This window comes from Ovoidimarina sediminis (assembly GCF_032586175.1).
Taxonomy (GTDB): domain Bacteria; phylum Pseudomonadota; class Alphaproteobacteria; order Rhodobacterales; family Rhodobacteraceae; genus Ovoidimarina; species Ovoidimarina sediminis.
In genome coordinates this window covers 158,047-180,000 of record NZ_JAWHTE010000007.1, presented here as the reverse complement: position 1 = coordinate 180,000, position 21,954 = coordinate 158,047, and the positions used below count along the sequence as shown (strand labels likewise).

General features: G+C 65.7%; 24 protein-coding genes (1 of these 24 only partly in view). 13 read left to right on the top strand and 11 right to left on the bottom strand.

What is annotated here, in order from left to right; all coding sequences use genetic code 11:
- Positions 1–178 carry the 3' end of a hypothetical protein gene (locus tag RXV90_RS10840; protein ID WP_316648673.1) on the top strand. 674 nt of this gene lie to the left of the window's left edge, so the window shows 178 of its 852 coding nt (coding positions 675–852); its start codon lies off the left edge, out of view; the stop codon is at positions 176–178.
- Here the strand turns inward: RXV90_RS10840 and msrQ are convergent.
- From msrQ to msrP, 3 genes are read right to left on the bottom strand one after another with little or no spacing between them, the layout of a single operon-like run.
- Positions 175–786, bottom strand: a complete 612-nt coding sequence (msrQ, locus tag RXV90_RS10835; protein ID WP_316648689.1) for a protein-methionine-sulfoxide reductase heme-binding subunit MsrQ — start codon at positions 784–786, stop codon at positions 175–177. The genes RXV90_RS10840 and msrQ overlap by 4 nt on opposite strands.
- Positions 783–986 (bottom strand): GDCCVxC domain-containing (seleno)protein, encoded by a 204-nt coding sequence (locus RXV90_RS10830; RefSeq protein WP_316648672.1) that lies wholly within the window; start codon positions 984–986, stop codon positions 783–785. The genes msrQ and RXV90_RS10830 overlap by 4 nt, the downstream gene beginning before the upstream one ends.
- 11 nt (positions 987–997) lie before the next feature.
- Positions 998–1,900 (bottom strand): protein-methionine-sulfoxide reductase catalytic subunit MsrP, encoded by a 903-nt coding sequence (gene msrP, locus RXV90_RS10825; protein ID WP_316648671.1) that lies wholly within the window; start codon positions 1,898–1,900, stop codon positions 998–1,000.
- 301 nt (positions 1,901–2,201) lie between these two features.
- Between msrP and RXV90_RS10820 the strand changes: the two genes are divergently transcribed.
- Both RXV90_RS10820 and RXV90_RS10815 read left to right on the top strand, forming a co-directional pair.
- A complete protein-coding gene (locus RXV90_RS10820) occupies positions 2,202–2,684 on the top strand; it encodes a fasciclin domain-containing protein (RefSeq protein WP_316648670.1) in 483 nt (160 codons plus the stop codon).
- A gap of 85 nt (positions 2,685–2,769) precedes the next feature.
- Entirely contained in the window at positions 2,770–3,531 is a 762-nt protein-coding gene (locus tag RXV90_RS10815; protein WP_316648669.1) for an SDR family NAD(P)-dependent oxidoreductase, read from the top strand.
- A 10-nt stretch (positions 3,532–3,541) separates the two neighbouring features.
- On the opposite strand, the gene RXV90_RS10810 is transcribed toward RXV90_RS10815, so the two are convergent.
- The 3 genes from RXV90_RS10810 to clpB all read right to left on the bottom strand — a co-directional run bounded on the left by RXV90_RS10810 (position 3,542) and on the right by clpB (position 7,274).
- Complete coding sequence (locus RXV90_RS10810) at positions 3,542–3,715, bottom strand: hypothetical protein (RefSeq protein ID WP_316648667.1); 174 nt, start codon at positions 3,713–3,715, stop codon at positions 3,542–3,544.
- A gap of 174 nt (positions 3,716–3,889) precedes the next feature.
- Entirely contained in the window at positions 3,890–4,573 is a 684-nt protein-coding gene (locus RXV90_RS10805; RefSeq protein WP_316648666.1) for a DUF2306 domain-containing protein, read from the bottom strand.
- Positions 4,574–4,658: 85 nt separating this feature from the next.
- On the bottom strand, positions 4,659–7,274 hold the full coding sequence (gene clpB / locus RXV90_RS10800) for an ATP-dependent chaperone ClpB (RefSeq protein WP_316648665.1): 2,616 nt from the start codon (positions 7,272–7,274) through the stop codon (positions 4,659–4,661).
- 199 nt (positions 7,275–7,473) lie between these two features.
- On the opposite strand from clpB, the gene RXV90_RS10795 reads away from it, so the two are divergent.
- Both RXV90_RS10795 and RXV90_RS10790 read left to right on the top strand, forming a co-directional pair.
- Positions 7,474–8,811, top strand: coding sequence for a cyclic nucleotide-binding and patatin-like phospholipase domain-containing protein (locus RXV90_RS10795; RefSeq protein WP_316648664.1), 1,338 nt, complete (start codon positions 7,474–7,476; stop codon positions 8,809–8,811).
- Between the two features lie 12 nt (positions 8,812–8,823).
- A complete protein-coding gene (locus RXV90_RS10790) occupies positions 8,824–9,267 on the top strand; it encodes a patatin-like phospholipase family protein (RefSeq protein ID WP_316648663.1) in 444 nt (147 codons plus the stop codon).
- Positions 9,268–9,273: 6 nt separating this feature from the next.
- Here RXV90_RS10790 and RXV90_RS10785 read toward each other — a convergent pair whose 3' ends face one another.
- Positions 9,274–9,558 carry a hypothetical protein gene (locus RXV90_RS10785; RefSeq protein ID WP_316648662.1) on the bottom strand — a complete coding sequence of 95 codons (285 nt, stop codon included), beginning with the start codon at positions 9,556–9,558 and terminating at the stop codon, positions 9,274–9,276.
- 26 nt (positions 9,559–9,584) lie between these two features.
- Positions 9,585–10,115: a hypothetical protein gene (locus tag RXV90_RS10780; RefSeq protein WP_316648661.1), complete on the bottom strand. Its 531-nt coding sequence runs from the start codon at positions 10,113–10,115 to the stop codon at positions 9,585–9,587.
- A 143-nt stretch (positions 10,116–10,258) separates the two neighbouring features.
- Between RXV90_RS10780 and pyrF the strand changes: the two genes are divergently transcribed.
- Together pyrF and RXV90_RS10770 are read left to right on the top strand one after the other, a co-directional pair.
- Positions 10,259–10,978, top strand: a complete 720-nt coding sequence (gene pyrF, locus RXV90_RS10775; RefSeq protein ID WP_316648660.1) for an orotidine-5'-phosphate decarboxylase — start codon at positions 10,259–10,261, stop codon at positions 10,976–10,978.
- A gap of 54 nt (positions 10,979–11,032) precedes the next feature.
- A complete protein-coding gene (locus tag RXV90_RS10770; RefSeq protein WP_316648659.1) occupies positions 11,033–11,923 on the top strand; it encodes a bifunctional helix-turn-helix transcriptional regulator/GNAT family N-acetyltransferase in 891 nt (296 codons plus the stop codon).
- Here the strand turns inward: RXV90_RS10770 and RXV90_RS10765 are convergent.
- Positions 11,910–12,197, bottom strand: a complete 288-nt coding sequence (locus RXV90_RS10765; protein WP_316648658.1) for an NfeD family protein — start codon at positions 12,195–12,197, stop codon at positions 11,910–11,912. The genes RXV90_RS10770 and RXV90_RS10765 overlap by 14 nt on opposite strands.
- The gene (locus RXV90_RS10760) at positions 12,194–13,087 is read right to left on the bottom strand and encodes an SPFH domain-containing protein (protein WP_316648657.1); all 894 of its coding nucleotides are present in this window, start codon (positions 13,085–13,087) and stop codon (positions 12,194–12,196) included. Before RXV90_RS10760 ends, RXV90_RS10765 begins: the two co-directional genes overlap by 4 nt.
- 156 nt (positions 13,088–13,243) lie before the next feature.
- On the opposite strand from RXV90_RS10760, the gene RXV90_RS10755 reads away from it, so the two are divergent.
- The 4 genes from RXV90_RS10755 to RXV90_RS10740 all read left to right on the top strand — a co-directional run bounded on the left by RXV90_RS10755 (position 13,244) and on the right by RXV90_RS10740 (position 18,494).
- Entirely contained in the window at positions 13,244–14,497 is a 1,254-nt protein-coding gene (locus tag RXV90_RS10755; protein WP_316648655.1) for a DNA polymerase IV, read from the top strand.
- A gap of 208 nt (positions 14,498–14,705) precedes the next feature.
- Positions 14,706–15,677, top strand: coding sequence for a UDP-glucuronic acid decarboxylase family protein (locus RXV90_RS10750; protein ID WP_316648688.1), 972 nt, complete (start codon positions 14,706–14,708; stop codon positions 15,675–15,677).
- A gap of 138 nt (positions 15,678–15,815) precedes the next feature.
- Entirely contained in the window at positions 15,816–16,919 is a 1,104-nt protein-coding gene (gene folE2 / locus RXV90_RS10745) for a GTP cyclohydrolase FolE2 (RefSeq protein ID WP_316648654.1), read from the top strand.
- Between the two features lie 123 nt (positions 16,920–17,042).
- On the top strand, positions 17,043–18,494 hold the full coding sequence (locus tag RXV90_RS10740; protein ID WP_316648653.1) for a TrkH family potassium uptake protein: 1,452 nt from the start codon (positions 17,043–17,045) through the stop codon (positions 18,492–18,494).
- A 67-nt stretch (positions 18,495–18,561) separates the two neighbouring features.
- On the opposite strand, the gene RXV90_RS10735 is transcribed toward RXV90_RS10740, so the two are convergent.
- The gene (locus RXV90_RS10735; protein WP_316648652.1) at positions 18,562–20,322 is read right to left on the bottom strand and encodes a trypsin-like peptidase domain-containing protein; all 1,761 of its coding nucleotides are present in this window, start codon (positions 20,320–20,322) and stop codon (positions 18,562–18,564) included.
- A gap of 119 nt (positions 20,323–20,441) precedes the next feature.
- On the opposite strand from RXV90_RS10735, the gene RXV90_RS10730 reads away from it, so the two are divergent.
- Positions 20,442–21,368, top strand: coding sequence for a glycine--tRNA ligase subunit alpha (locus RXV90_RS10730; protein WP_316648651.1), 927 nt, complete (start codon positions 20,442–20,444; stop codon positions 21,366–21,368).
- 20 nt (positions 21,369–21,388) lie between these two features.
- Positions 21,389–21,901, top strand: coding sequence for a DUF6446 family protein (locus tag RXV90_RS10725; protein WP_316648650.1), 513 nt, complete (start codon positions 21,389–21,391; stop codon positions 21,899–21,901).
- The last annotated feature ends 53 nt before the right edge of the window (positions 21,902–21,954 follow it).

Below are 21,954 nucleotides of genomic sequence, written 5' to 3'. Positions count from 1 at the left end.
CGACGTGCTGGAGAAGTATCCCGATTTCTTCTGGGAGATGGTGCACCCCTTCATCGGCCCGGCGCTGAGCCACCTGGAGCAAACGGTGGAAGGCAAGCAGTGGATCGCGCAGCTTTATAACCACGTCTTCCAGGTGCATCACCGGTCGAACGATATAGGGCCGTTTCCGGGGACCTAGGCCGGCGCGCGTTTCGGCCGTGCCCGGACCCGCGCGAGCAGGAGCACGAGGACGATCGCGAGGTAGACGAGCGGTTCCGCCCGCCACGTCTTTGCGAGCATCACGAAATGCACCGCGCCGAGGACGGCCGCGAGGTAGGAAAGCTGGTGGAGCCGCCGCCAGCGCGGGGCGCTGAGCCTGCGCACCGAAAGGTTGTTCGAGGTCAGCGCGAGGGGGACGAGCAGCAGGAACCCCGCCATGCCAATGGTGATGTAGGGGCGTTTGAGGATGTCTTTCCAGATCTCGCTGAGGATCTGGACGTCGAGCACCAGCCAGACGAGCAGGTGACATGTAATATAGTAGAAGGCGAGAAGCCCGAGCGCGCGGCGGAACTTCAAAAGCGTGACCCCGGTGAACCGGCGGAGCGGCGTGACCGCGAGCGTGGCGATCAGCATCTGAAGGCCAAGCTCGCCCAGCAGATGCTCGAATGTCTTGATCGGTTCGGGCCCGAGGCCGCCGGTCAGCCCCTGGTAGAACCACCACAGAGGCGGGAGCGCCCCGATCAGGTAGACTGGCCAGGTCGGCACACGCCGGAGCGCGCCATTCACGTTTTGCACGAGATCCGTCACGCGCAGCACCCGTCGCCCGCCTGCACCGGCGGGCAGGCCACGGTGCCGTAAGAGCAATAGACGCAGCAATCGCCCGGCTTCGGCCGCAGCACCGTTTTGCAGGCCGGGCATTCATAGAAGAACTGGCACGCATCCGTCGGCATGGTTTCGACATGCGTGGCCCCGCATTCGGGGCAGGTCAGTTCAGAGGTGAGTTCCATCGCGCTGCGTGTCAGTAGTATTTCGCGAGATCCATCCCGGCATACATGGCCGCGACCTCTTCTTCGTAGCCGTTGAACATGAGCGTCGGCTGACGCCGGGCCAGAAGCCCGCCGCCCACGCGGCGTTCCGTCGCCTGGCTCCACCGCGGGTGATCGACGTTCGGGTTCACGTTGGAATAGAAGCCGTATTCGCGCGGCTGCAAAGCCTGCCAGGTGTTGAGGGGCTGTTCCTCCGTCAGGGTGATGCGGACGATCGACTTGATCGACTTGAACCCGTACTTCCACGGCACCACGAGCCGGATCGGCGCGCCGTTCTGGTTCGGCATCGGCATGCCGTAGATACCGGTGGCCATGATCGTCAGCGGGTTCATCGCTTCGTCGAGACGCAGACCCTCGACATAGGGCCAGTCGATGCTGCCGCCCTGCTGCCCGCGCATCTCGGACGGGCGAAGGAGCGTCTCGAAGCGGACGTATTTCGCCGAAGGCTGGACGCCGACCTGATCAAGGAGATCCTTCAGTTCGAACCCGTTCCAGGGGATGACCATCGACCAGGCTTCCACGCAGCGGAAGCGGTAGAGCCTGTCTTCGATCGACTTGTCCTTCAGGATATCGGCAAGATCGTAGGTGCCCGGATTTTCCACCAGACCGTCGAAGGTGATCGCCCAGGGATCGGTGGTGAGCGCGCCGGCGTAGCGTTTCGGATCGCTCTTGTCCCAGCCGAATTCGTAGAAGTTGTTGTAGCTCGTGATCTCTTCGAAGGAGTTCGGCTCAAGCTCGCGACGCGAGGCGATGGCCGGGGTGGCGGCGGTTGCGGCGAGCGCCGTGCCCGCGGCCAACAGCTGGCGGCGGTTCATGTAGTCGGGAAGCGGCGTCACGTCGCTCCACCTAAGATCGTTTTTCCAGCGGCCTGCCATTGGTTTTCGTGCTCCTTCGCGTTGCGTGGACAGTGGTAAGGGTAGTGTCTCGTCCGCGCCAACCAACACCTTCTCACGTTGTCGTGGGATTTTGACGTATTTGGCCGGCGAAATCCTACCGATAACGTTTTCTTTACTGGCGCGAGCGGAGCGGGGCGGCTTAGCGCGCCCGGCACTTCGGTCAAGGGCGTTTTCGGCTTAAAAACAAGGATTTGATGGTGATCCGCACCGCCAGAGAGCGCGTAGACCCTCCCGATGCCACGCACCGGCATCCGTAACCAATTTCGGAGGACTACACGCTATGCTGCGTAAGACTTTCTTTGCACTCACCGCCGCAACGATGATCTCGGGCGCGGCTTTCGCCGGCGGCCATTCGAAGGATATCGTCGACACGGCCGTAGAGGCCGGTTCGTTCAGCACGCTCGTCGCTGCCGTCGAGGCCGCGGGCCTTGTCGAGACGCTGAAGGGCGAGGGCCCGTTCACCGTTTTCGCACCGACGGATGAGGCGTTCGCCGCCCTGCCCGAAGGTACGGTCGAAGAGCTTCTGAAGCCCGAGAACCGCGATCAGCTGACCGCGATCCTGACCTATCACGTGGTGCCCGGCAAAGTGATGTCGACCGACCTGTCGAACGGCATGGAAGCCGCGACCGTGCAGGGTTCGGACGTCACGATCATGACCGAAGGCGGCGTGACCGTGGAAGAGGCCAATGTCGTGACTGCCGATATCGAAACCTCGAACGGCGTGATCCACGTGATCGACCAGGTGATCCTGCCGGAAGGCTAAGGCCGGAGCCCATGACGGCGGCGGGCGCTTTTCACGGCGCCCGCCGCCCCCTATGGTCCGCCCCGCGAAGCGAAGGGGCAGGAGCATGACAGACCAGACGAAGACCGCCGTTGTGACCGGCGCGGCCCGGGGAATCGGGCTGGCGACGACGAAGCTATTCCTCGACCGTGGCTGGCGGGTTGTGATGGTGGACCGGGATGCGCCCGCGCTGCTGGAAGCGGCCCGCGATCTGGACGGCACCCTGCCCCTTATCATCGACATCTCGACCCGGGCCGGGGCCGAGGAGGTGGCGCGGGAAACCGCGACATGGGCCGAGGGCGTGGACGCCGTTATCAACAATGCCGGCGTGGCGGAGTTCGGGCCGATCGAGACCCATGACGACGACATGTGGCGGCGGGTGATGGCCACTAACCTCGACGGCCCCTATTTCGTGACTTCGGCGCTTTTGCCCGCGCTGAAGGTACGAAGGGGGGCGATCGTGAACATCGCGTCGATTTCGGGGCTCAGGGCCTCGACCCTCAGGCTGGCTTACGGGACGTCGAAGGCCGCCGTCATCCAGATGACCAAGCAGCAGGCGGTGGAATACGGCGAATACGGGATTCGTGCGAATTGCGTGGCGCCCGGGCCGGTGAGGACGAAGCTTGCCATGGCCGTGCACACGCAGGAGATCATAGACGCCTATCACGACGCGATCCCGCTGAACCGCTATGGCGCGGAAGGGGAGATCGCATCGGTGATCGTCTTCCTCTGTTCGGAGGAGGCGAGCTATGTCACCGGGCAGGTGATCGCCGCCGATGGCGGGTTCGAGGCAACGGGCGTGGGGCTGCCCGCGCTTCGGGGCGGCTGAGGCCCCCCGATCAGCGCGGGGCGGTGATCAGCGGCAGGACGGCCATCTCTGCGGCACGGGTGTATTCGCCCACGGAATAGATCGTCGCGAGGGCGAGGAAGCTTACCGCCGCCAGAAGCGTCATCAGATCCATTTGGGTGGCGGCCCGGCAATTCGGGCGCGCGAGGGGGAGACCGTCGCTCATACTCAAACTCACTCTTTACCAATGGCCCAGACACTCGGAGCACACATTCCGCAGGCCGGGGTTCAGGGTAGCGCGATTTCGCCGGTGCGCCCAACCCGTGAAGGGTTCCAGGCAATATTGGCCACGAATTGGAAACAGTGCGGCTCTTCAGGATTGATTGTTGCTGCATCTGGGTCAGACCGCCCTGCCCCGCCGCTCGCGCATGAACCAGAGTTCGAGGAGCGCGAGGTAGACAAGGTAGAAGGCGAAGTTCTGAACGAGATCGAAGGGGCCGGTATGGCCCGGAAGCTCGGACCAGAGGCCGCCTGTGACGATGTACCAGAGCGCGTAGTGAAAGCGGTAGGCCCAGGAGGCGACGATCAGGACGAAGAGGCGGAGCGCCCATTCGCGGTGGAGGCGGATGTCGCGGGCGCGGGCGTGGCGAAAGGTCTGGACCGCGGCGAGGAGGGTGAGGAGACCGTAGAGGATCGATCCCGCATCCATCACCGGCCCGCCCTTGGTGCCCCGGAGCGCGATATAGGTGAGGCCGAAGGCGGCGGTGAGGAAGGCGGCGAGCACGATGCCCCGGCCCATAGCGCGGTGCAGGGCGGGACGCCGGGCGCGGATGCCAGGAAGAAGCTGGAAGCTGACGATCAGGGTGATGAGGCCGCCGAGGATCATGTGGAGCGACATGGCGCCGTTCCCGACCGTACCGCCGGGTCGGTAGAGGTAGCTGTCAGGGAGCGGCCCGAAGAGGCCGGTGAGACCGAAGGTTATGGCGTGCCAGATGAAGCCCGCCATGAGGAAGATCAGGAGGCCGATCCCGATCGGGAGCCAGGGGACGCGCCGGCGCGCCGGGGTGGTGGCGGTGTCGGTCATATGGCGCAATTATAGCGCGGGCGTATTCCACAAGAAACAGGCGGCCACGGGGGCCGCCTGTTCAAGGTTTCTGCCGGTGGCCGGATCAGTGCACCACCGCGTCTTCCGGCGGCTGGCGGTTCGAGGTTGACACCCGGTCGCCCACGATCAGCCCGTCCGGTCCCGCGCTGACGCTGACCGTCGCGCCGTCGGCGATTTCGCCGGCAAGGATCATCTCGGCCAGCTGATCCTGCAGCGCGCGCTGAATGACGCGCTTCAGGGGCCGGGCGCCGTAGACCGGATCGTAGCCCTCGTCGGCGAGCCAGGCGAGCGCATCCTCGGAGAGATCGAGGCGGATGTTCCGCTGCGCCAGACGGTTCCCGAGCCGGTCGAGCTGGATCTCCACGATGCCATCCATGTCGGCGCGCGTCAGGCGGTCGAAGATCACCTGATCATCGATCCGGTTCAAGAATTCGGGACGGAAGTGTGCGCGAACCCTGTCCCTAACATCCATGTGGATTTTCGCCAGATCCGCATTGTCGCTGATGTCGGAAAGCAATTCGCTTCCGAGGTTCGACGTCAGCACGATCAGCGTCTGCTTGAAGTCGACCGTGCGGCCCTGACCGTCGGTCAGAACACCGTCGTCGAGCACCTGGAGGAGCACGTTGAAGACCTCGGGGTGCGCCTTTTCGACCTCGTCGAAGAGGACGACCTGGTAGGGCCTGCGCCGTACCGCCTCGGTCAGGACGCCGCCCTCGTCATAGCCGACATAACCCGGAGGCGCGCCGATCAGGCGGGCGACGGAGTGCTTTTCCATGAACTCCGACATGTCGATGCGGACCATCGCACTGTCGTCGTCGAACAGGAACTCGGCCACGGCCTTGGTGAGTTCCGTCTTGCCGACGCCGGTGGGGCCGAGGAAGAGGAACGAGCCCAAGGGCCGGTTCTCGTCGTTGAGGCCTGCGCGTGCCCGGCGCACGGCGTTCGAGACGGCGCGGACCGCGCGGGTCTGGCCGATGACGCGTTTGCCGATCTCTTCCTCCATGCGGAGGAGTTTCTCGCGCTCGCCTTCGAGCATCTTCGAGGTCGGGATGCCCGTCCAGCGTTCGACGACTTCGGCGATCTGCTCGGGCCTCACCTTTTCCTCGACCATCTGGTTCGCTTCGGCCTCTTCCGCCGCCGCGACCTTCTTTTCGAGATCGGGGATGATGCCGTAGGTCAGTTCGCCCGCGCGCTGGAGGTTGCCCTCGCGCTTGGCCTGGTCGAGATCGTGGCGGGCACGCTCAAGCTGTTCCTTCACCTCGCGGGCGCTTTCGAGCTTGTCGCGTTCGTTCTGCCACTGGGTGGTCATCGCGTCGGACTTTTCCTTCAGCCCCGCGAGTTCCTCTTCAAGCTTGGCGAGCCTGTCTATCGAGGCCTTGTCGTCCTCTTTCTTCAGCGCCTCGCGCTCGATCTCCATCTGGAGGATCTGGCGGTCGAGGGCATCGAGTTCCTCGGGCTTCGAATCCACCTCCATCCGGAGCCGCGAGGCGGCCTCGTCCACAAGGTCGATGGCCTTGTCGGGCAGGAAGCGGTCGGTGATGTAGCGGTGCGAAAGCTGCGCCGCCGCCACCAGCGCCGCGTCGGAGATGTCGACGCCGTGGTGAAGCTCGTACTTCTCCTTGATGCCACGGAGAATGGAGATCGTGTCTTCGACCGTCGGTTCCTCGACCATCAGGGGCTGGAACCGGCGGGCCAGCGCCGCGTCCTTTTCGACATGCTTGCGGTATTCGTCGAGCGTGGTCGCGCCGACGCAGTGGAGTTCCCCGCGCGCAAGCGCAGGCTTCAGGAGGTTCGAGGCATCCATCGCGCCATCGGCCTTTCCCGCGCCCACGAGCGTGTGCATCTCGTCGATGAAGAGGATGATTTCGCCCGCCGCCGTTGTCACCTCGGAGAGCACAGCCTTCAGCCGTTCCTCGAACTCACCGCGGTATTTCGCACCTGCGATGAGCGCGCCCATATCGAGAGAAAGGAGCCGCTTGTTCTTCAGGCTTTCGGGCACGTCGCCGTTGACGATGCGCATGGCGAGGCCCTCGGCGATGGCGGTTTTGCCGACGCCCGGTTCGCCGATCAGCACGGGGTTGTTCTTGGTGCGGCGGCTGAGGACCTGCATGGCGCGGCGGATTTCCTCGTCGCGACCGATGATCGGGTCGATCTTGCCGTCGCGGGCGCGTTCGGTGAGGTCGGTCGCGTATTTCTTCAGCGCGTCATAGCCTTCCTCGGCCGATGCCGTATCGGCGGTGCGGCCCTTGCGGATGTCGTTGATCGCGGAGTTGAGGCCCTGTGCCGTGACAGCGCCTGCTTCGAGTGCGTCTTTCGCCTTGGATTTCACGACGGCAAGCGCGGTAAGGATGCGTTCGACGGGTACGAAACTGTCGCCCGCCTTCTTCGCGATCTTCTCGGCCTCGTCGAGGACCTTGGCGGTCTGGCCGTCCATGTAGATCTGGCCCGCATCGCCGGACACCTTCGGCATCTTCGCCAGGGCGAGATCGGTGGATTCGAGCACCCGGTCGGGCGCGCCGCCCGCACGGCGGATGAGGTTGGCCGCGAGGCCTTCTTCATCGTCCAGAAGTGCTTTCAGCAGGTGTTCGGGCCCAAGCCGCTGGTGGCTTTCCCTCAGAGCGATCGTCTGCGCGGCTTGCAAGAAGCCCTTCGACCGCTCGGTGAACTTCTCCAAGTTCATCGGTCTCTCCTTTATCAAGCGCCCGGTGTGGTCAGCGCCCGCTTGGCGGCACGCCCCGTCTGGGCCTCTCGCTAGAGATGGGCAGGCGAAGCGGAGGGTTCAAGATCCCGCGAGTTGGCGTTTTTTGTTGAATTCGGGCGCTTTTGGGGGCCCTATTGATCAATTAACCGTTCAGTTCCCAGTCCCTCGCCAGGTTTCGATGGTCAAAGACGACATAGTTCTCGCCCGGTCCCTCGGCGATGTGTTCGGAATTTCCCCGGATGATGCGGATATCCTGGAGGATCTTCGGCGCGATATCGTGATCAAGGACGTGGCCGTCGGCGAGACGCTGATGACGCAGGGAGAGCCTTCGGACGCGCTTTACGTGTTGTTGCAGGGGCGGCTCTGCGCGAGCACCGCGACGGCCGAAGGAGAGGTGTTTCTCGGCGAGATCCGGCGGGGCGAGACGATCGGGGAAACCGGCGTGATCATGGAGGCCCCGCGCGGCGCAACGGTGCGGGCGACGCGGACCTCGACGGTGGCGCGGCTGAGCGCGAAGGCGCTGCACGGGCTTCTGGGGAAGTATCCAACATTGAGCATCGCGATCGCGCGGACGCTGATTTCGCGGGCGGCGCGGGATGCGGGGCCGCGGCATCCGGGGTTCGTGCCCGAAACCCTGTGCCTTCTGCGCGCGAGCCAGGCGGTCGATCTGGCGGAAACCGCCGAGTTGCTTGCCCGGGAGGCCGGGGGGCCGGTGCGGATCGTGTCGAAGACCGACGATCCGCAGGCGGCGCGACGCGAGATTCACGAAGGTGAACGGGCAGGCCAGCGCGTGTTCATCCTGGCCGATCTCGACGATGCGGCGTGGCTGGCCCTTGCGGTGAGCGAAGCCGACGAGGTGGTGCGGATCGTCGATGCGGGCGACGGGCCCGAGGCGGCGCCCGGCGAGACGGCGATCGAACGTGCGGAAGGCGCGGTTCTGCCGCGTCACACGCTTCTGATCCTGCATCCGGATGCGACGAAAAGCCCGACCGGCACGAAAGCCTGGCTGGCCGGACGGCAGGTTGACCGTCACCTGCACATGCGGCGGGGCAATGCGCAGGACCGGGGCCGCGTCGGGCGGCTTCTGTCGGGGCGCGGGGTGGGCATCGTCTTTGCCGGAGGCGGCGCTCGGGGCGCGGCGCATCTGGGCGCGATCCGGGCCCTGCAGGAAGCCGGGGTGGATTTCGACATCGTGGGGGGCACCTCGATCGGGGCCGCCGTCGCGGCGTGGTATGCCATGGGGCTTCGCGGAACGGCGCTCGACGCGGCCGCGTGCAAGGTCTTTGTCGAAAGCGGCGGGCCGACGAGCGACTGGAACCTCTTGCCGATCCTGTCTCTTGTGAAGGGCAAACGCACGCGCGACCTGGCGATCGCGGCGATTCGCGAAGCGACCGGGCGGGACATCGATATCGAGGATACCTGGACCCCGTATTTCTGCCTTTCGGCGAATTACACCGCGCAGGATCAGGCCGTCTTGCAGCGCGCGCCGCTTTGGAAGGCGCTGACCGCGACCTAAGCGATCCCCGGCGTGCTTCCGCCCGTCATCATCAATGGCGAATTGCATGTCGACGGTGGCGTGGTGAACAACCTGCCCGTTGACGTGCTGGAGGAAGTGGGGGCAGCACACACCATTGCCGTGGATCTGCTGGGAGAACGAAAGCGGAGCCTCGATCTTCCCGAGATGCCCGGCACGTTCACCCTTCTCGTCGACCGGGCGCGGCCGCGGCGGCGGCGGAAGTACCGGATCCCGGGGATCCTTTCGATGCTGCTGAATTCGACGGTGCTGAGTTCGCTCAAGCGGCAGAGGGAGATGTCGGCGCGGGCGCGGCTGAGCCTGAAGCCCGACCTGCCGAGGGTGGGGCTGCTGGATTGGGCCAAGTTTCCCGAAACGATCGAACACGGATACACCTCGGTGAAGGCGCAGCTTGAGACGGCGTCCGATGATCTGATGCGGGATCTGAGAGGCGCGTGAGGCCGGTCAGTCCCTTCTGCCGCGCGCGCCCAGCACCGAGTGGAGAAGCCGCCCGGCGGCCATGCCCAGCGCCGCGGCCCCCGCACCGTAGACGCCGATGACGAGGATCATGAGCGCCGGATAGGGATCGTCGTTCACGGGCCGCCATATCAGGGCGATGGAGAGCAGGCAGACCGCGACGACCGCCACGAGGAGGGCCCAGAACAGCCGGTTCCAGCGGATGCGGGAGAGGAGAGCGCCGATCATCCCGGCGGTCGCGGTGACAAGGATCAGGAAGATCTCGATACTCATGCCGCGGTTCCGGTCATCGGTGGGTTCTATGTCCTCTCCGTCCCGGTCGCGACCGGGCGGAAGCGTTCTATGGAGCGTATGACCTCGCCTGCCTCCTGTTCCAGCCCGTGGAGCGGAATGCGGATGCCCTGTTGGCTTTGCAACCAGAGTTCGGCCTTGCGCCAGACCGGCCATCTGAGCGGGGCAAGGACGCCCGGGAGAGGATCGACCACGAGCCAGTCCCGGGCACCGTAGATAAGGTGACGCGGCCCGGTTTCGCGCCGGATGCGGTGGATCTCGTCCCAGCGAAGCGGGCGGCGGTAGGTTGCGGGAAAGAGGAGCCCGTCGGCGGAGATTTCGAGTACGGCCGGGTTTCGGACGATCACAGCGGCAAGAAGGAGGATGCCGCCGAGGAGCGTGAGTGAAAAGACGGCCGCAATGGCGGGATCCCAGCCCCCGCGGTCGAAGCCGGGGCCAAGGAGGGCGGCGATAAGGACGAGGCAAAGAAGCACCGCGAGCAGGCAGAGAAGAGACACCAGCGCGCGCCTTCGGTGGGTGAACCTGTCGATCCGGGCCATGGCTTTCCTGATCCGGCGGCCCCGTCGGGCCGGTTTTCACACCCATCCTGCCATGATTTGCCCAAATGGGCGACACGGGCCCTTCCGGCTTGACGCAAGGAGGGGAACGGCCCAGTAGAGGGAAAACCGCGGGAGGCGCCCCCATGTTCGACGACAGATTGATCGTAGCCCTCGATGTTCCGAACGCGCTTGAGGGCCTCGCACTGGCCGAGCGGTTGGGCGACGCGGTGAGTTTCTACAAGATCGGCCTGGGGATGCTGACGGGCGGCGGGCTGGCGCTGGCCAACGAGCTGAAGGCCGAGCACGGCAAACGCATCTTCCTTGACATGAAGCTGTTCGATATCGGCGCGACGATCGAGGCGGCGGTGCGGGGCATTGCGCAATACGACCTCGATTTCCTGACCGTGCACGGCGATCCGCATGTGGTGCGGGCCGCGCGGGAAGGAGCCGGGGCGTCGGAGATGAAGATTCTCGCCGTGACCGTTCTGACCTCGATGGACCGGGACGACCTTGATGCCGGGCAGATCCGTGCGGGAAGCCTGCCGGAAATCGTGGCCGCACGGGCCGCGCGGGCCTTTGAAGCCGGGGCGCACGGGGTGATCTGTTCGCCGCAGGAGGCCGCGATGATCCGGTCGCTGCCCGAAGCCGCGGGCCGGCTGATCGTAACGCCCGGGGTGCGGCCCGCGGGTGCCGCACTTGGCGATCAGAAGCGGGTGATGACCCCGGCGGAGGCGATTGCCGAAGGCGCCGATCACGTGGTGGTGGGCCGCCCGATCCACCGGGCGGAAGACCCCCGCGCGGCCGTGCAGGCCATCCTTTCGGAATTCGACACGCCGCAGGCGCGGACGCCCAATCGGATCTGAGCCACCGCCGTTTGACCCTTGCCCGCGACACTTATCTGACTTAAGTCAGATAACATGATGCAGGATCCCGTTGCCCGTTTTCGCCGCTTTGCCCGTGCCGTGACCTCGGAAGTCGGCGCGCTCGACACCTCGTTTCTCGGGCGGGGCCGCCCGCTTGGGGCTGCGCGGGTGCTGAACGCCATCGGCCAGGGGATGGAGGACGTGCAGACGGTTCGGGAGTACCTCGACCTCGATTCGGGCCTCATGAGCCGGCTGTTGCGGGGCCTCGAGGACGAGGGGCTGATTGAAACGGTGCCACATCCCGATGACGGACGACGCCGGATCGCGAAGCTGACGGAGGCGGGCCAGCGCGAGTTCGAAATCTACGAGGAGGTGTCGAACGCCCGGGCCAGGGCGCTTCTTGATCGTCACCCCGCACCCGAAGAGCTTCTTGCCGCGATGGATCTGATCGCCTCGGCGCTGGGACGGGAGCGGATTGCGCTGACCGAGGAAGATCCCCGGTCGGAGCCCGCGCGCCAATGCCTCGAAGCCTATTACGGGGAACTCGCGCGGCGTTTCAACACCGGGTACGACGTGAACCTTGCCCGCGATCCCGGCGCCATCGACATGATGCGGCCCAGGGGGGTGTTCCTCGTCGCGTGGTCGGACGGCGCGCCCATGGGGTGCGTCGGCGTAAAGGGCCATGGCGGCCGGGAGGGAGAGATCAAGCGGCTCTGGACCGCGCCCCATGCCCGGAGGCTCGGTGTCGCGACGCGCCTGATGACGCAGGCCGAAGCCGTGGCGGCGGAGCTTGGGATAGCGGTTCTGAGGCTAGATACGAACAGCGCCCTGCCAGAGGCAGAGCGCTTTTACCGCGAGGGCGGCTGGCAGGAAATCGCGCGCTTCAACGACGACCCCTACCCCGATCTTTTCTTCGAGAAGCGGCTGTCGCTCAATCCTCGTTGATGTCCCGGTCCCACACCTTCACCTGACCGTCGCGGACGCCCACCACCTTGCGCAGAAGCGCCCAGGCGATCAGCGACAGGACAGCGAAGATGAGCATGGTGGCCGGAAGCGACCCCGCCATCAGCGTGGCCAGCGGGCCGCCGATGCCAAGGAGGATCCCGGTGATCGCCGCGCCGATGGCGAAGCCCAGAAGGATGTAGCCGGAGACGAAGACCTCGAGCACGCCAAGGATCAACGCGCCCGCAAGCCAGACCCACCAAACGGACCACATCATCCCCGCCCCCTGAGCATCTTGAAGGCATCCGAGAACGCCTCGAGCGCCTGGGCGGGCACGACGATCGTCTGCTGGCCCTGGCCCTGGCCAAGCTGGCTGAACGCTTCCACCTGTTTCAGGGCAACCTGGTACTGCGCGGCCTCAAGCCCGTTGGCCTGGATCGCCGCGGCGACGACGCCGGTGGCGTAGGCTTCGGCATCGGCCTGCACGCGGCGGGCTTTCGCGGTCTGTTCGGCCGCATAGAGATCGGCGTCGGCCGCGAGTTCGACCGCCCGCCGCTGGCCTTCGGCGCGGGTAACCGCGGCACGGCGCTCGCGCTCGGCATTCAGCTGCTGGAGCATCGCGTCGCGCGTGGCCTGATCGAGGTTCACGTCGAGGATTTCGGCGCGCGTCACCTCGATCCCCCAGTTGTCCACGGCATCCTCTACGCTGGCCTTGATCGTCGAGATCAGCGCGGACCGGTTGGCCTGCACATCGTCGAGTTCCATCTTGCCGATCTCGGCCCGCACGATCCCCGCCACGGTCGTGGCGATTGCGGCATCGACGTCGCGGATCCGGTAGACCGTCTTTTCAGGCTCGATGATGCGGTAGAAGACGCTGGTTTCGACCTGCACCAGCACGTTGTCGGCCGTGATCGCATCCTGGCTGGCATTCGGCAGCTGCCGCTCGAGGATCGAGATCTCGTGCGCCACGCGATCGAGGAAGGGCACGATGAAGTTGATGCCCGGCCCGAGAACGGCCCGGAGCCGCCCGAAGCGTTCCACCACATGCTTTTCGGACTGCGAGACGATCCGCACGCCCTTGAAGATGCAGAGGATGATGAAGCCGGCAACGAGCAGGGTCACGAGCCCGCCGCCGCCGATCACGTTCAGAATATCGTTCAGGTCCATCGAAGGCTCCCGACCTTATGCCCCACACGGGAAGAAATCTGAGTTCCGGCGCGTTCGGACACAAGGGGAACCGCGCGCGTAAACTCCCCCCTGTTGCCCGAAAAACCCTTAAGCAAATGGTGTATTCCGGCGCCGCTCTGGTGATACTGTCCGGCCATGCCTGCCCTTTGCCGTTCCTGCCTTCACGCCTTCGACAGTGGCCCGCGCTGCCCGGCCTGCCGCAGCCCCCGGGTGATCGCGCATCATGAACTCTTCGATCTGTCGATCGCGCATATGGATTGCGATGCCTTCTATGCCTCGGTGGAAAAACGCGACGATCCTTCCTTGCGGGACAAGCCGGTGATCGTGGGCGGCGGGCGGCGCGGGGTTGTCACGACGGCCTGCTACATCGCGCGGATCAAGGGCGTGCGTTCGGCCATGCCGATGTTCAAGGCGCTGGAGCTGTGCCCGGAAGCCACGGTCGTGCGCGGGCGGATGGATGTCTATGTGGGCGTTTCGAAACAGATCCGGGCGATGATGGAAGAGCTGACGCCGGTGGTGGAGCCCCTGTCGCTGGACGAGGCGTTCATGGATCTGACGGGCACCGAACGTCTGCATCACGCGCCGCCTGCGGTGATGCTGGCGCGGCTGACCAAGCGGATGGAGGAGGAGCTGGGGATCACCGGGTCGATCGGGCTCAGCCACAACAAGTTCCTCGCCAAGGTGGCCTCGGATCTCGACAAGCCCCGCGGGTTCTCGGTGATCGGCAAGGCGGAAACGATGGCGTTTCTGCGCGACCGGCCGGTGCGGATGATCTGGGGCGTGGGCGCGGTGGCGGAAGGGGCGCTGGAAAAGGCCGGCATCCGCACCTTCGGGGATCTGCTGCGCTGGGAGAAGGCGGATCTGCACGCGCGCTTCGGCGCCTCCGGCGACCGGTTGTGGCACCTGGCCCGGGGCGAGGATTACCGGCGGGTGGAGCGGAACGCGCCGGTGAAATCGGTGTCGAACGAGACGACGTTTCACGAGGATACGGGCGATGCCGATATCCTCGACGGGCATATCTGGCGGCTGTCGGAAAAGGTGTCTGACCGGCTGAAGGCACGCGATCAGGCCGGGCGCGTGGTGACGCTGAAGGTGAAGCGGTCGGATTTCACGATCCTGACGCGCCGGCTGAGCCTGCGCGATCCGACGCAGATCGCCGACCGGATCTACCGCACCGCGCGGGGGCTGTTCGACACGGTCGCCGACCGCGCGCCGTTCCGACTGATCGGGGTGGGGGTGTCGGAGATCGGGCCGTCGGGGAATGCCGATGCCTCGGGCGACCTTCTCGATCCCGGCGCCGCATCGCGGGCGGGGGCGGAGCGTGCCGCCGATGCGATCCGCGACCGGTTCGGGCCGGATGCGATCATCAAGGGCAGATCGCTGCGCTGAGCCTGCTTCATGTGGCCGGAAATATCCCGTGGGAGCCCCGAAGGGGCGGGGGCAGCGCCCCCGTTTTCTCCGGAACAGAGACGCGCCGGTCGGGGAATTGTTGCAACGCGGGAGACGCCGGCCCACCCCTGCGCCCGGTTTTGCTGCACATCGAGGCGAAACCGTGCTTCAAGACGTGCGGGACGCATATCGGGAACGGAGTGACGCGGTGGCGCATCTTTACGACAGCCGGAAACGCATTCTTGTCACCGGGGGCGCGGGGTTCCTCGGCTCGCACCTGATCGACCGGCTTCTGGCCCAGGGGCACGAGGTGATCTGCGCCGACAACCTTTTCACCGGCACGAAGCGCAATCTCGATCACCTGCACGGAGAGCCCCGGTTCGAGTTCCTGCGCCATGACGTGACCTTCCCGCTTTATGTGGAGGTCGACGAGATCTACAACCTCGCCTGCCCGGCCTCGCCGATCCACTACCAGCACGATCCGATCCAGACGACGAAGACCTCCGTCCATGGCGCGATCAACATGCTGGGGCTGGCGAAGCGGCTGAAATGCAGGATCTTTCAGGCCTCGACCAGCGAGGTTTACGGCGACCCGAATGTGCACCCCCAGACCGAGGCGTACTGGGGGAACGTGAACCCGATCGGCGCGCGGTCCTGCTATGACGAGGGCAAGCGCTGTGCCGAGACGCTGTTCTTCGACTATCACCGGCAGAGCGGGCTTGAGATCAAGGTGGCACGGATCTTCAACACCTACGGCCCCCGGATGCACCATGCGGACGGGCGGGTGGTGTCGAACTTCATCGTGCAGGCGCTGCGCGGCGAACCGATCACGATCTATGGCGACGGGAGTCAGACGCGGGCGTTCTGCTATGTCGACGACCTGATCGAGGGGTTTCTGCGGCTGATGGACACCGATGCGAGCGTGACCGGGCCCATGAACCTCGGCAATCCCGGCGAGTTCACGATCCGGGAACTGGCCGAAACGGTTGTCGAGATGACCGGCGCGCGGTCGGAGATCGTGACCCGGCCCTTGCCGCAGGACGACCCGAAACAGCGGCGGCCCGACATCTCGCTGGCGGAGAAAACGCTTGGATGGGCGCCCGAGGTGCCCTTGCGCGAGGGGCTTGAACGGACGATCAAGTATTTCGAGGCACGGCTCGAAGAACTCGAACAGGCATAGGCCGAATCCGGCGTTCGAGAGCGGGCGGAGCCTGATCCGATCCCCTCCCAAATACGTACAATTGCGTGAAGATGGCTGGACAAAGGGGGGTTGAAACCCATTTGTGCGGCTCACCAAACCTGCGCAGGTTCCTGTCCGATGAATATCCATATGCCCTCGATCGACCGTGATCCGACGCGCGACGACGCGCGGCGGGCCCTTGATATGCTGAGAAAATGGGCCGAGGCGGCGACGGAAGATGAAATCCGCACGCTTGACCCCGCGATCGCGCGGGTTCTGCCGGGCGACAGCGGGACGGATTACCCGGTGCTCGCGCGGGCCTATCCTGAAACATTCAGCGTCGACGCGGCCTATCGCGCCGACCTGCCCGATCTTCAGAACGGCCCCGAAAGCCTGATCAAGGGCGCGCGGCGCGAGATCCAGCATGTGGGGATTTCGAATTTCAGGCTGCCGATCCGCTTCAGGACCCGCGACAACGGGGATCTGACCCTGGAAACCTCCGTCACGGGCACGGTGAGCCTCGATGCGGAGAAGAAGGGCATCAACATGAGCCGCATCATGCGCTCGTTCTATGGCCATTCCGAACGCAGCTTTTCCTTCGACGTGATCGAGGCGGCGCTCGACGACTACAAGCGCGACCTCGAAAGCTTCGACGCGCGCATCCAGATGCGGATTTCCTTCCCGATGAAGGTGGAAAGCCTGCGTTCGGGGCTGTCGGGCTGGCAGTATTACGACATCGCGCTGGAACTGGTGGAGCAGGCGGGCGCGCGGCGGAAGATCCTGCATCTCGACTATGTCTATTCCTCGACCTGCCCCTGCTCGCTGGAACTGAGCGAACATGCCCGCCAGACGCGCGGACAACTGGCCACGCCCCATTCGCAGCGGTCGGTTGCGCGGGTTTCGGTGGTGCTTGACGACAGCGCGGGCGTGCTGTGGTTCGAGGACCTCGTGGAGCTTTGCCGCCGCGCCGTGCCGACGGAAACCCAGGTGATGGTGAAGCGTGAGGACGAACAGGCTTTCGCCGAGCTGAACGCCGCGAATCCGATTTTTGTGGAGGATGCTGCGCGGCTTTTTGCCGAGATTCTGCAGATCGACCCGCGAATCGGCGATTTTCGGGTAGCGGCCAGCCACCAGGAAAGTTTACACAGTCATGACGCCGTCAGCGTGCTGACCGAGGGCGAGACCTTTGCAAGTGCAAGTCTGGACCCGCGGTTCTTCGAAACACTGTTTCACGTCGGCTGACGTGTGACGAGTTCGCACCGGTAAACTTCCCCCAGAGCGGGGCCTGTGTATTAGGGCCCTATCCGGTGTGATACCGCCGCCGTCGCCTTGACTTGGCGACGGCGGCACAGCAACGCTCCATCCATGATCGATCTGCGCCCCGTTGGATACGTCGTCGGCCTTCTGGTCGCAGCGCTTGGCGTGACGATGCTCGTGCCGATGGGCATGGATCTTCTGGCCGGGAACGATCACTGGCAGGTCTTCCTCGAATCCGCGCTGATCACCGCCCTGGTGGGCGGGCTTATCGCGCTGGCCTGCGCGAACGGGGTGAGCCAGCGCCTGTCGATCCAGCAGACCTTCCTTCTGACCACGGGCGTCTGGCTGATGCTGCCGGTCTTCGGCGCGATCCCCTTCGCGCTTGGCGCGACCGAGGCGCGATTCGTGAATGCGTTCTTCGAATCGATGTCCGGCATGACCACGACAGGATCGACCGTCTTCGTTGGACTGGAGCGCCTTCCGCCGGGTCTTCTGCTCTGGCGGTCGATGCTGCAATGGTTCGGAGGCATCGGGATCATCGTCGTGGCCATGGTGTTTCTGCCCGAACTCAGGATCGGGGGGATGCAGATGTTCCGCTCGGAAGCCTTCGACACGATGGGGAAGATCCTGCCGCGCGCGACCGCGATCGCGGGGCAGATCTCGGCGATCTACCTCGTTCTGACGGTCGCCTGCATGCTGGCCTACCTGGGAACGGGGATGAGCGCCTTTGACGCCCTGAACCTTGCCATGACCACCGTGTCGACCGGCGGATTCGCCCCGAGCGACGCCTCGATGGGGGCCTATGCGGGAATCGCAGAATACGTGGCGACCCTGTTCATGTTTCTCGCGTCGCTGCCTTTCGTGCGCTACGTGCAGCTTGTCGCCGGCACGGCGCGGCCGCTTGTGTCCGATACCCAGGTTCGGGCGCTGATCGGAACGGTCGTTGTCTCGGTCACGGTTCTCGTCATCTACCGGCTCATGACCAGCGAGGCGGACTTTGCATCGACCTTTCGCGAAGCGCTCTTCAATCTGACCTCGATCATCACCGGAACCGGGTTCGCCAGCGTCGATTACCAGCTTTGGGGGCCGCTTGCGGTCACGGTGTTCTTCTTCATTGGCCTTGTGGGCGGCTGCGCCGGTTCGACATGCTGTTCGGTGAAGATCTTCCGCTACCAGATCCTGTTTTCGTCGATCAAGGCGCAGATCCAGCGGATCCACTCGCCGCACGGGATCTTCACGCCGCGGTTCGACGGGCGGACGGTGTCCGACGACATCCTGAGTTCGGTGATGGCGTTCTTCGTGATGTTCATCGTCTCGCTCGGGATCTTTGCGGTGGCGCTGGGGGCCACGGGGCTCGATTTCATCACCTCGGTGTCCGGCGCGGCGACGGCGCTGGCGAATGTGGGCCCGGGGCTTGGCCCCCAGATCGGACCGGCGGGGAATTTCGCGGGGCTGAATGACGCGGCGAAATGGATCCTGATCGGCGCGATGCTGACCGGGCGGCTGGAGATCATGGGGGTCTATGCGATCCTGACTATCAATTTCTGGCGGACGAGCTAGGGGGCTCTGCCCCCGCCTCCCTGCGGTCGGCCCCCCGGGATATTTCAGGCCACATGAAGCCGGGGGGTCAGTTCCAGCATTCGACGAGCACGGTCATGTCGGCCCCGATCAGGGCCAGATCCTCGGGCGCGAGCGCGCGGGCCTCCTCGGCCACCGGGATCGCGATGCCGTTCGCGTCGAGAAAATTCGCGATCTGGTCGGACTTGGTGGCGAATTGCACCTCGTCGGGGAGGGACCGCCCGTTTTCGGCCCGCCGGGGCAGGAGGATGCCGACCACGCCGCCATCGGCATCGAGCACCGGCCCGCCGGCATCGCCCGGCTGGACCGTGAGGGCGAGGCGCTGGAGCGTGGCCTCGCCATTGAGACCGCGCAGATCCTCGAGCGTGCCGAAACTCATCGTCGGCGCACCGAGGAGGCCGCCATAGGAATAGCCCGCCACGGCGATCTCGGCCTGGAGGCGCGGGAGATCGGCACTGAGCCGCCCGATGGCGAGCGGCGCGAGGCGCGCGGCGGGCCTGAGGAGCGCCAGATCGAGGGCGGCGTCGGTGGCCGTGATCGCGGCCTCGGTATCGTCGCCGAGAGTGATGCGGGCGCAGGCCTCAAGGGGTGAGGCCGCCGTCAGCACCGCACCGTCGGACGTGACGAAGAAGCCGCTCAGCGAGGCCTCGGGCTGGCGGATCTGGAGGCCGGCGAGAAGATCGGGGCGTTCGATCGCCTCGCCGCGGGCGGTATCGGGCAGGACCTGGCCTTCGATCGTGTCGAAGCTTTCGCGCATCCGGTTTATCGCGATGGAGCGGCGCAGGTTATCGCCCCGGGGCCAGACGATGATCATGCCCTTGACCGCCCCGTCGGCGAGGGTGGCGAAGGCGAAGCTCGAGATGTCGCGGTTCACGCCTTCGATGGTGAACCCGTTGCGGCGCAGATCGCGGGGCCCGTCGAGCGGCATAATTTCGAGCGTCTGGAGGATCTCGAACAGCCCCGCGAGCGTGGCCTGGTCGCCCGACTGGCTGATGAGCAGGATCTGCGCGCCCTCGGTGCCGGCGTATTTCGCGAAGGGGGCCTCGTAGCCGTCGAACTCGACCATGGCGAGGGGCAGATCGACGGAGATGCCGGCCGCGCTGTCTTCCACCCGGACGAAACCGAGGCTGGCCATCATGGCGCGCAGTTCCTCGGTCAGTTCGCGGCGCTGGGCGGTGGTGAGGATGCCCGTAGGCTCGTGCCCGAAGGCCGATTGCCAGTTCGCCATGGCGCGGCGGGTGCCGGGGCCGAAGGCGCCGTCGATGGCCGCGGTGTAGAAGCCCTTGATCTGGAGCGCGCGCTGCAGTTCCTCGCGTTCCGTGCGCGTGAGGCGGCGTTCGCCCGCGCGCGCCTCGGCGGGCGTTTCGTCGGCGGGTTCGGGCTCGGCCGCCGCATCGGGCGTGGCCCCGGGCGCGGCGGGATCGGCCGGCAGGACGGGTGCGAGCGCGGCCGCGCCGCCCGGGGGCCAGAATTGTTCGCCGTAGGTCTGGCCGTCGGAAATGAAGCTGTCCCCCGGGATCGCGCGGAGCGCCCGGAGGCGGCGCAGTTCCGCCGCCGCCGCTTCGGGCGTGTAGGGGCCGAGCGCGATGGCGTACCAGCCCGAGCGCAGACGGTAGCCCACCACATCGGCGATCTCGGCGGCATAGGCGCGGGCCCGATCTTCGGCGGAGGGCTGGTTCGGACGGGCCTCGATCTGCACCCAGGCCGTGCCCTGCGCCAGAACGGGGGTGGCGAGGCCGGCGAAGAAGAGAAGGACAAGCGCGGCAGAAACCCGCGAGAGGGCATGGGAGGACATCGGATACCGTTTCATCACCTGTGACGGTGATCCTAGCAATTCACGGGGCGGTTGCACGCCCATTCGGCGCCGCGTTGATTGACCCCCGTCAGGCTGTTGCTTAATGAGAACGCGATTTTGACCGGGGCACGCAGATGACAGGCAAGGACGGCAAACCCACCTCGTTCCAGGAGATCATCCTGCGGCTTCAGACCTATTGGGCAGGGCATGGCTGCGCCGTGCTGCAGCCCTATGACATGGAGGTGGGCGCGGGCACGTTTCACCCGGCGACGACGTTGCGGGCGCTGGGCCCCGAGCGCTGGGCCGCGGCCTATGTGCAGCCGTCGCGCCGGCCGACGGACGGGCGGTATGGGGAGAACCCCAACCGGCTTCAGCATTACTACCAGTACCAGGTGATCATCAAACCCTCGCCGCCCGACCTGCAGGAGCTTTACCTCGGTTCGCTGGCCGCGATCGGGATCGACATGGACCTGCACGACATCCGCTTTGTCGAGGACGACTGGGAAAGCCCGACGCTGGGGGCCTGGGGGCTTGGCTGGGAAGTGTGGTGCGACGGCATGGAGGTGTCGCAATACACCTATTTCCAGCAGGTCGGCGGCCATGACTGCCGCCCGGTTTCCGGAGAGCTGACCTATGGGCTGGAACGGCTGGCGATGTATGTGCTGGGCGTCGATCACGTGATGGACATGGCCTATAACGATCCGGATGCGCCCATCCCGCTGACCTATGGCGACGTGTTTCGGCGCACCGAGATCGAATATTCGCGGTGGAACTTCGACGTGGCCGACACCGAGACGCTGTTGCGCCATTTCGAGGATGCGGAGACCGAATGCGCGCGGATCCTCGACGCGCCGGAGGCCGATCCGAAGACGGGGCGGCGGATCATCATGGCGCATCCCGCCTATGACCAGTGCATCAAGGCGAGCCATGTTTTCAACCTGCTGGATGCGCGGGGGGTGATCTCGGTCACCGAGCGGCAGGCGTATATCGGGCGGGTGCGGGCGCTGGCGAAGCGCTGTGCCGATGCCTTCGTGGCCGGCGGGAGCGACGCCGCGGCCTGAGGGCCGGGGCGGGCGGAACCATGAACGGGCGAACGCTTGGGATCATCATCGTGGGGTCGGCGCTTGGCCTCGGGGCGCTGATGTACTGGCTTCAGGTCTATGCCTTCTACCGGGACGTGACGGCGGAGGAGGCCGGGATGTCGATCGTGACGGCGGAGGGGCCGCGGGCGCTGGACGTCGCGGACTTCCGGGGCATCAATTCGGACAGTTCGCCGATCCGGTTTCGTGCCTGTTTCACGGTGGAGGCGCCCGGAGCGCTTCTGGCAGATGCGCGACTGGCCGAAGATGCGGTGCCCCTGAACGCGCCGGGGTGGTTCGACTGTTTCGATGCCGCCGGGATCGGGGCGGATCTGGAGAGCGGGGCTGCGACCGCGCTTCTCGCATCGGAGAACACGCCCTACGGGATCGACCGGATCATCGCGCTTTATCCAGACGGGCGCGCCGTGGCGTGGGACCAGATCAACCGCTGCGGCGCGGAGGTGTTCGACGGGAACGCCCCGCCCCTGGGTTGCCCCCTTCCCCCTGCATTGTGATCCGCCCCCGAACCCTTTAACAGCCGACCTGACCCCGCAAGGACCCGTGGCCC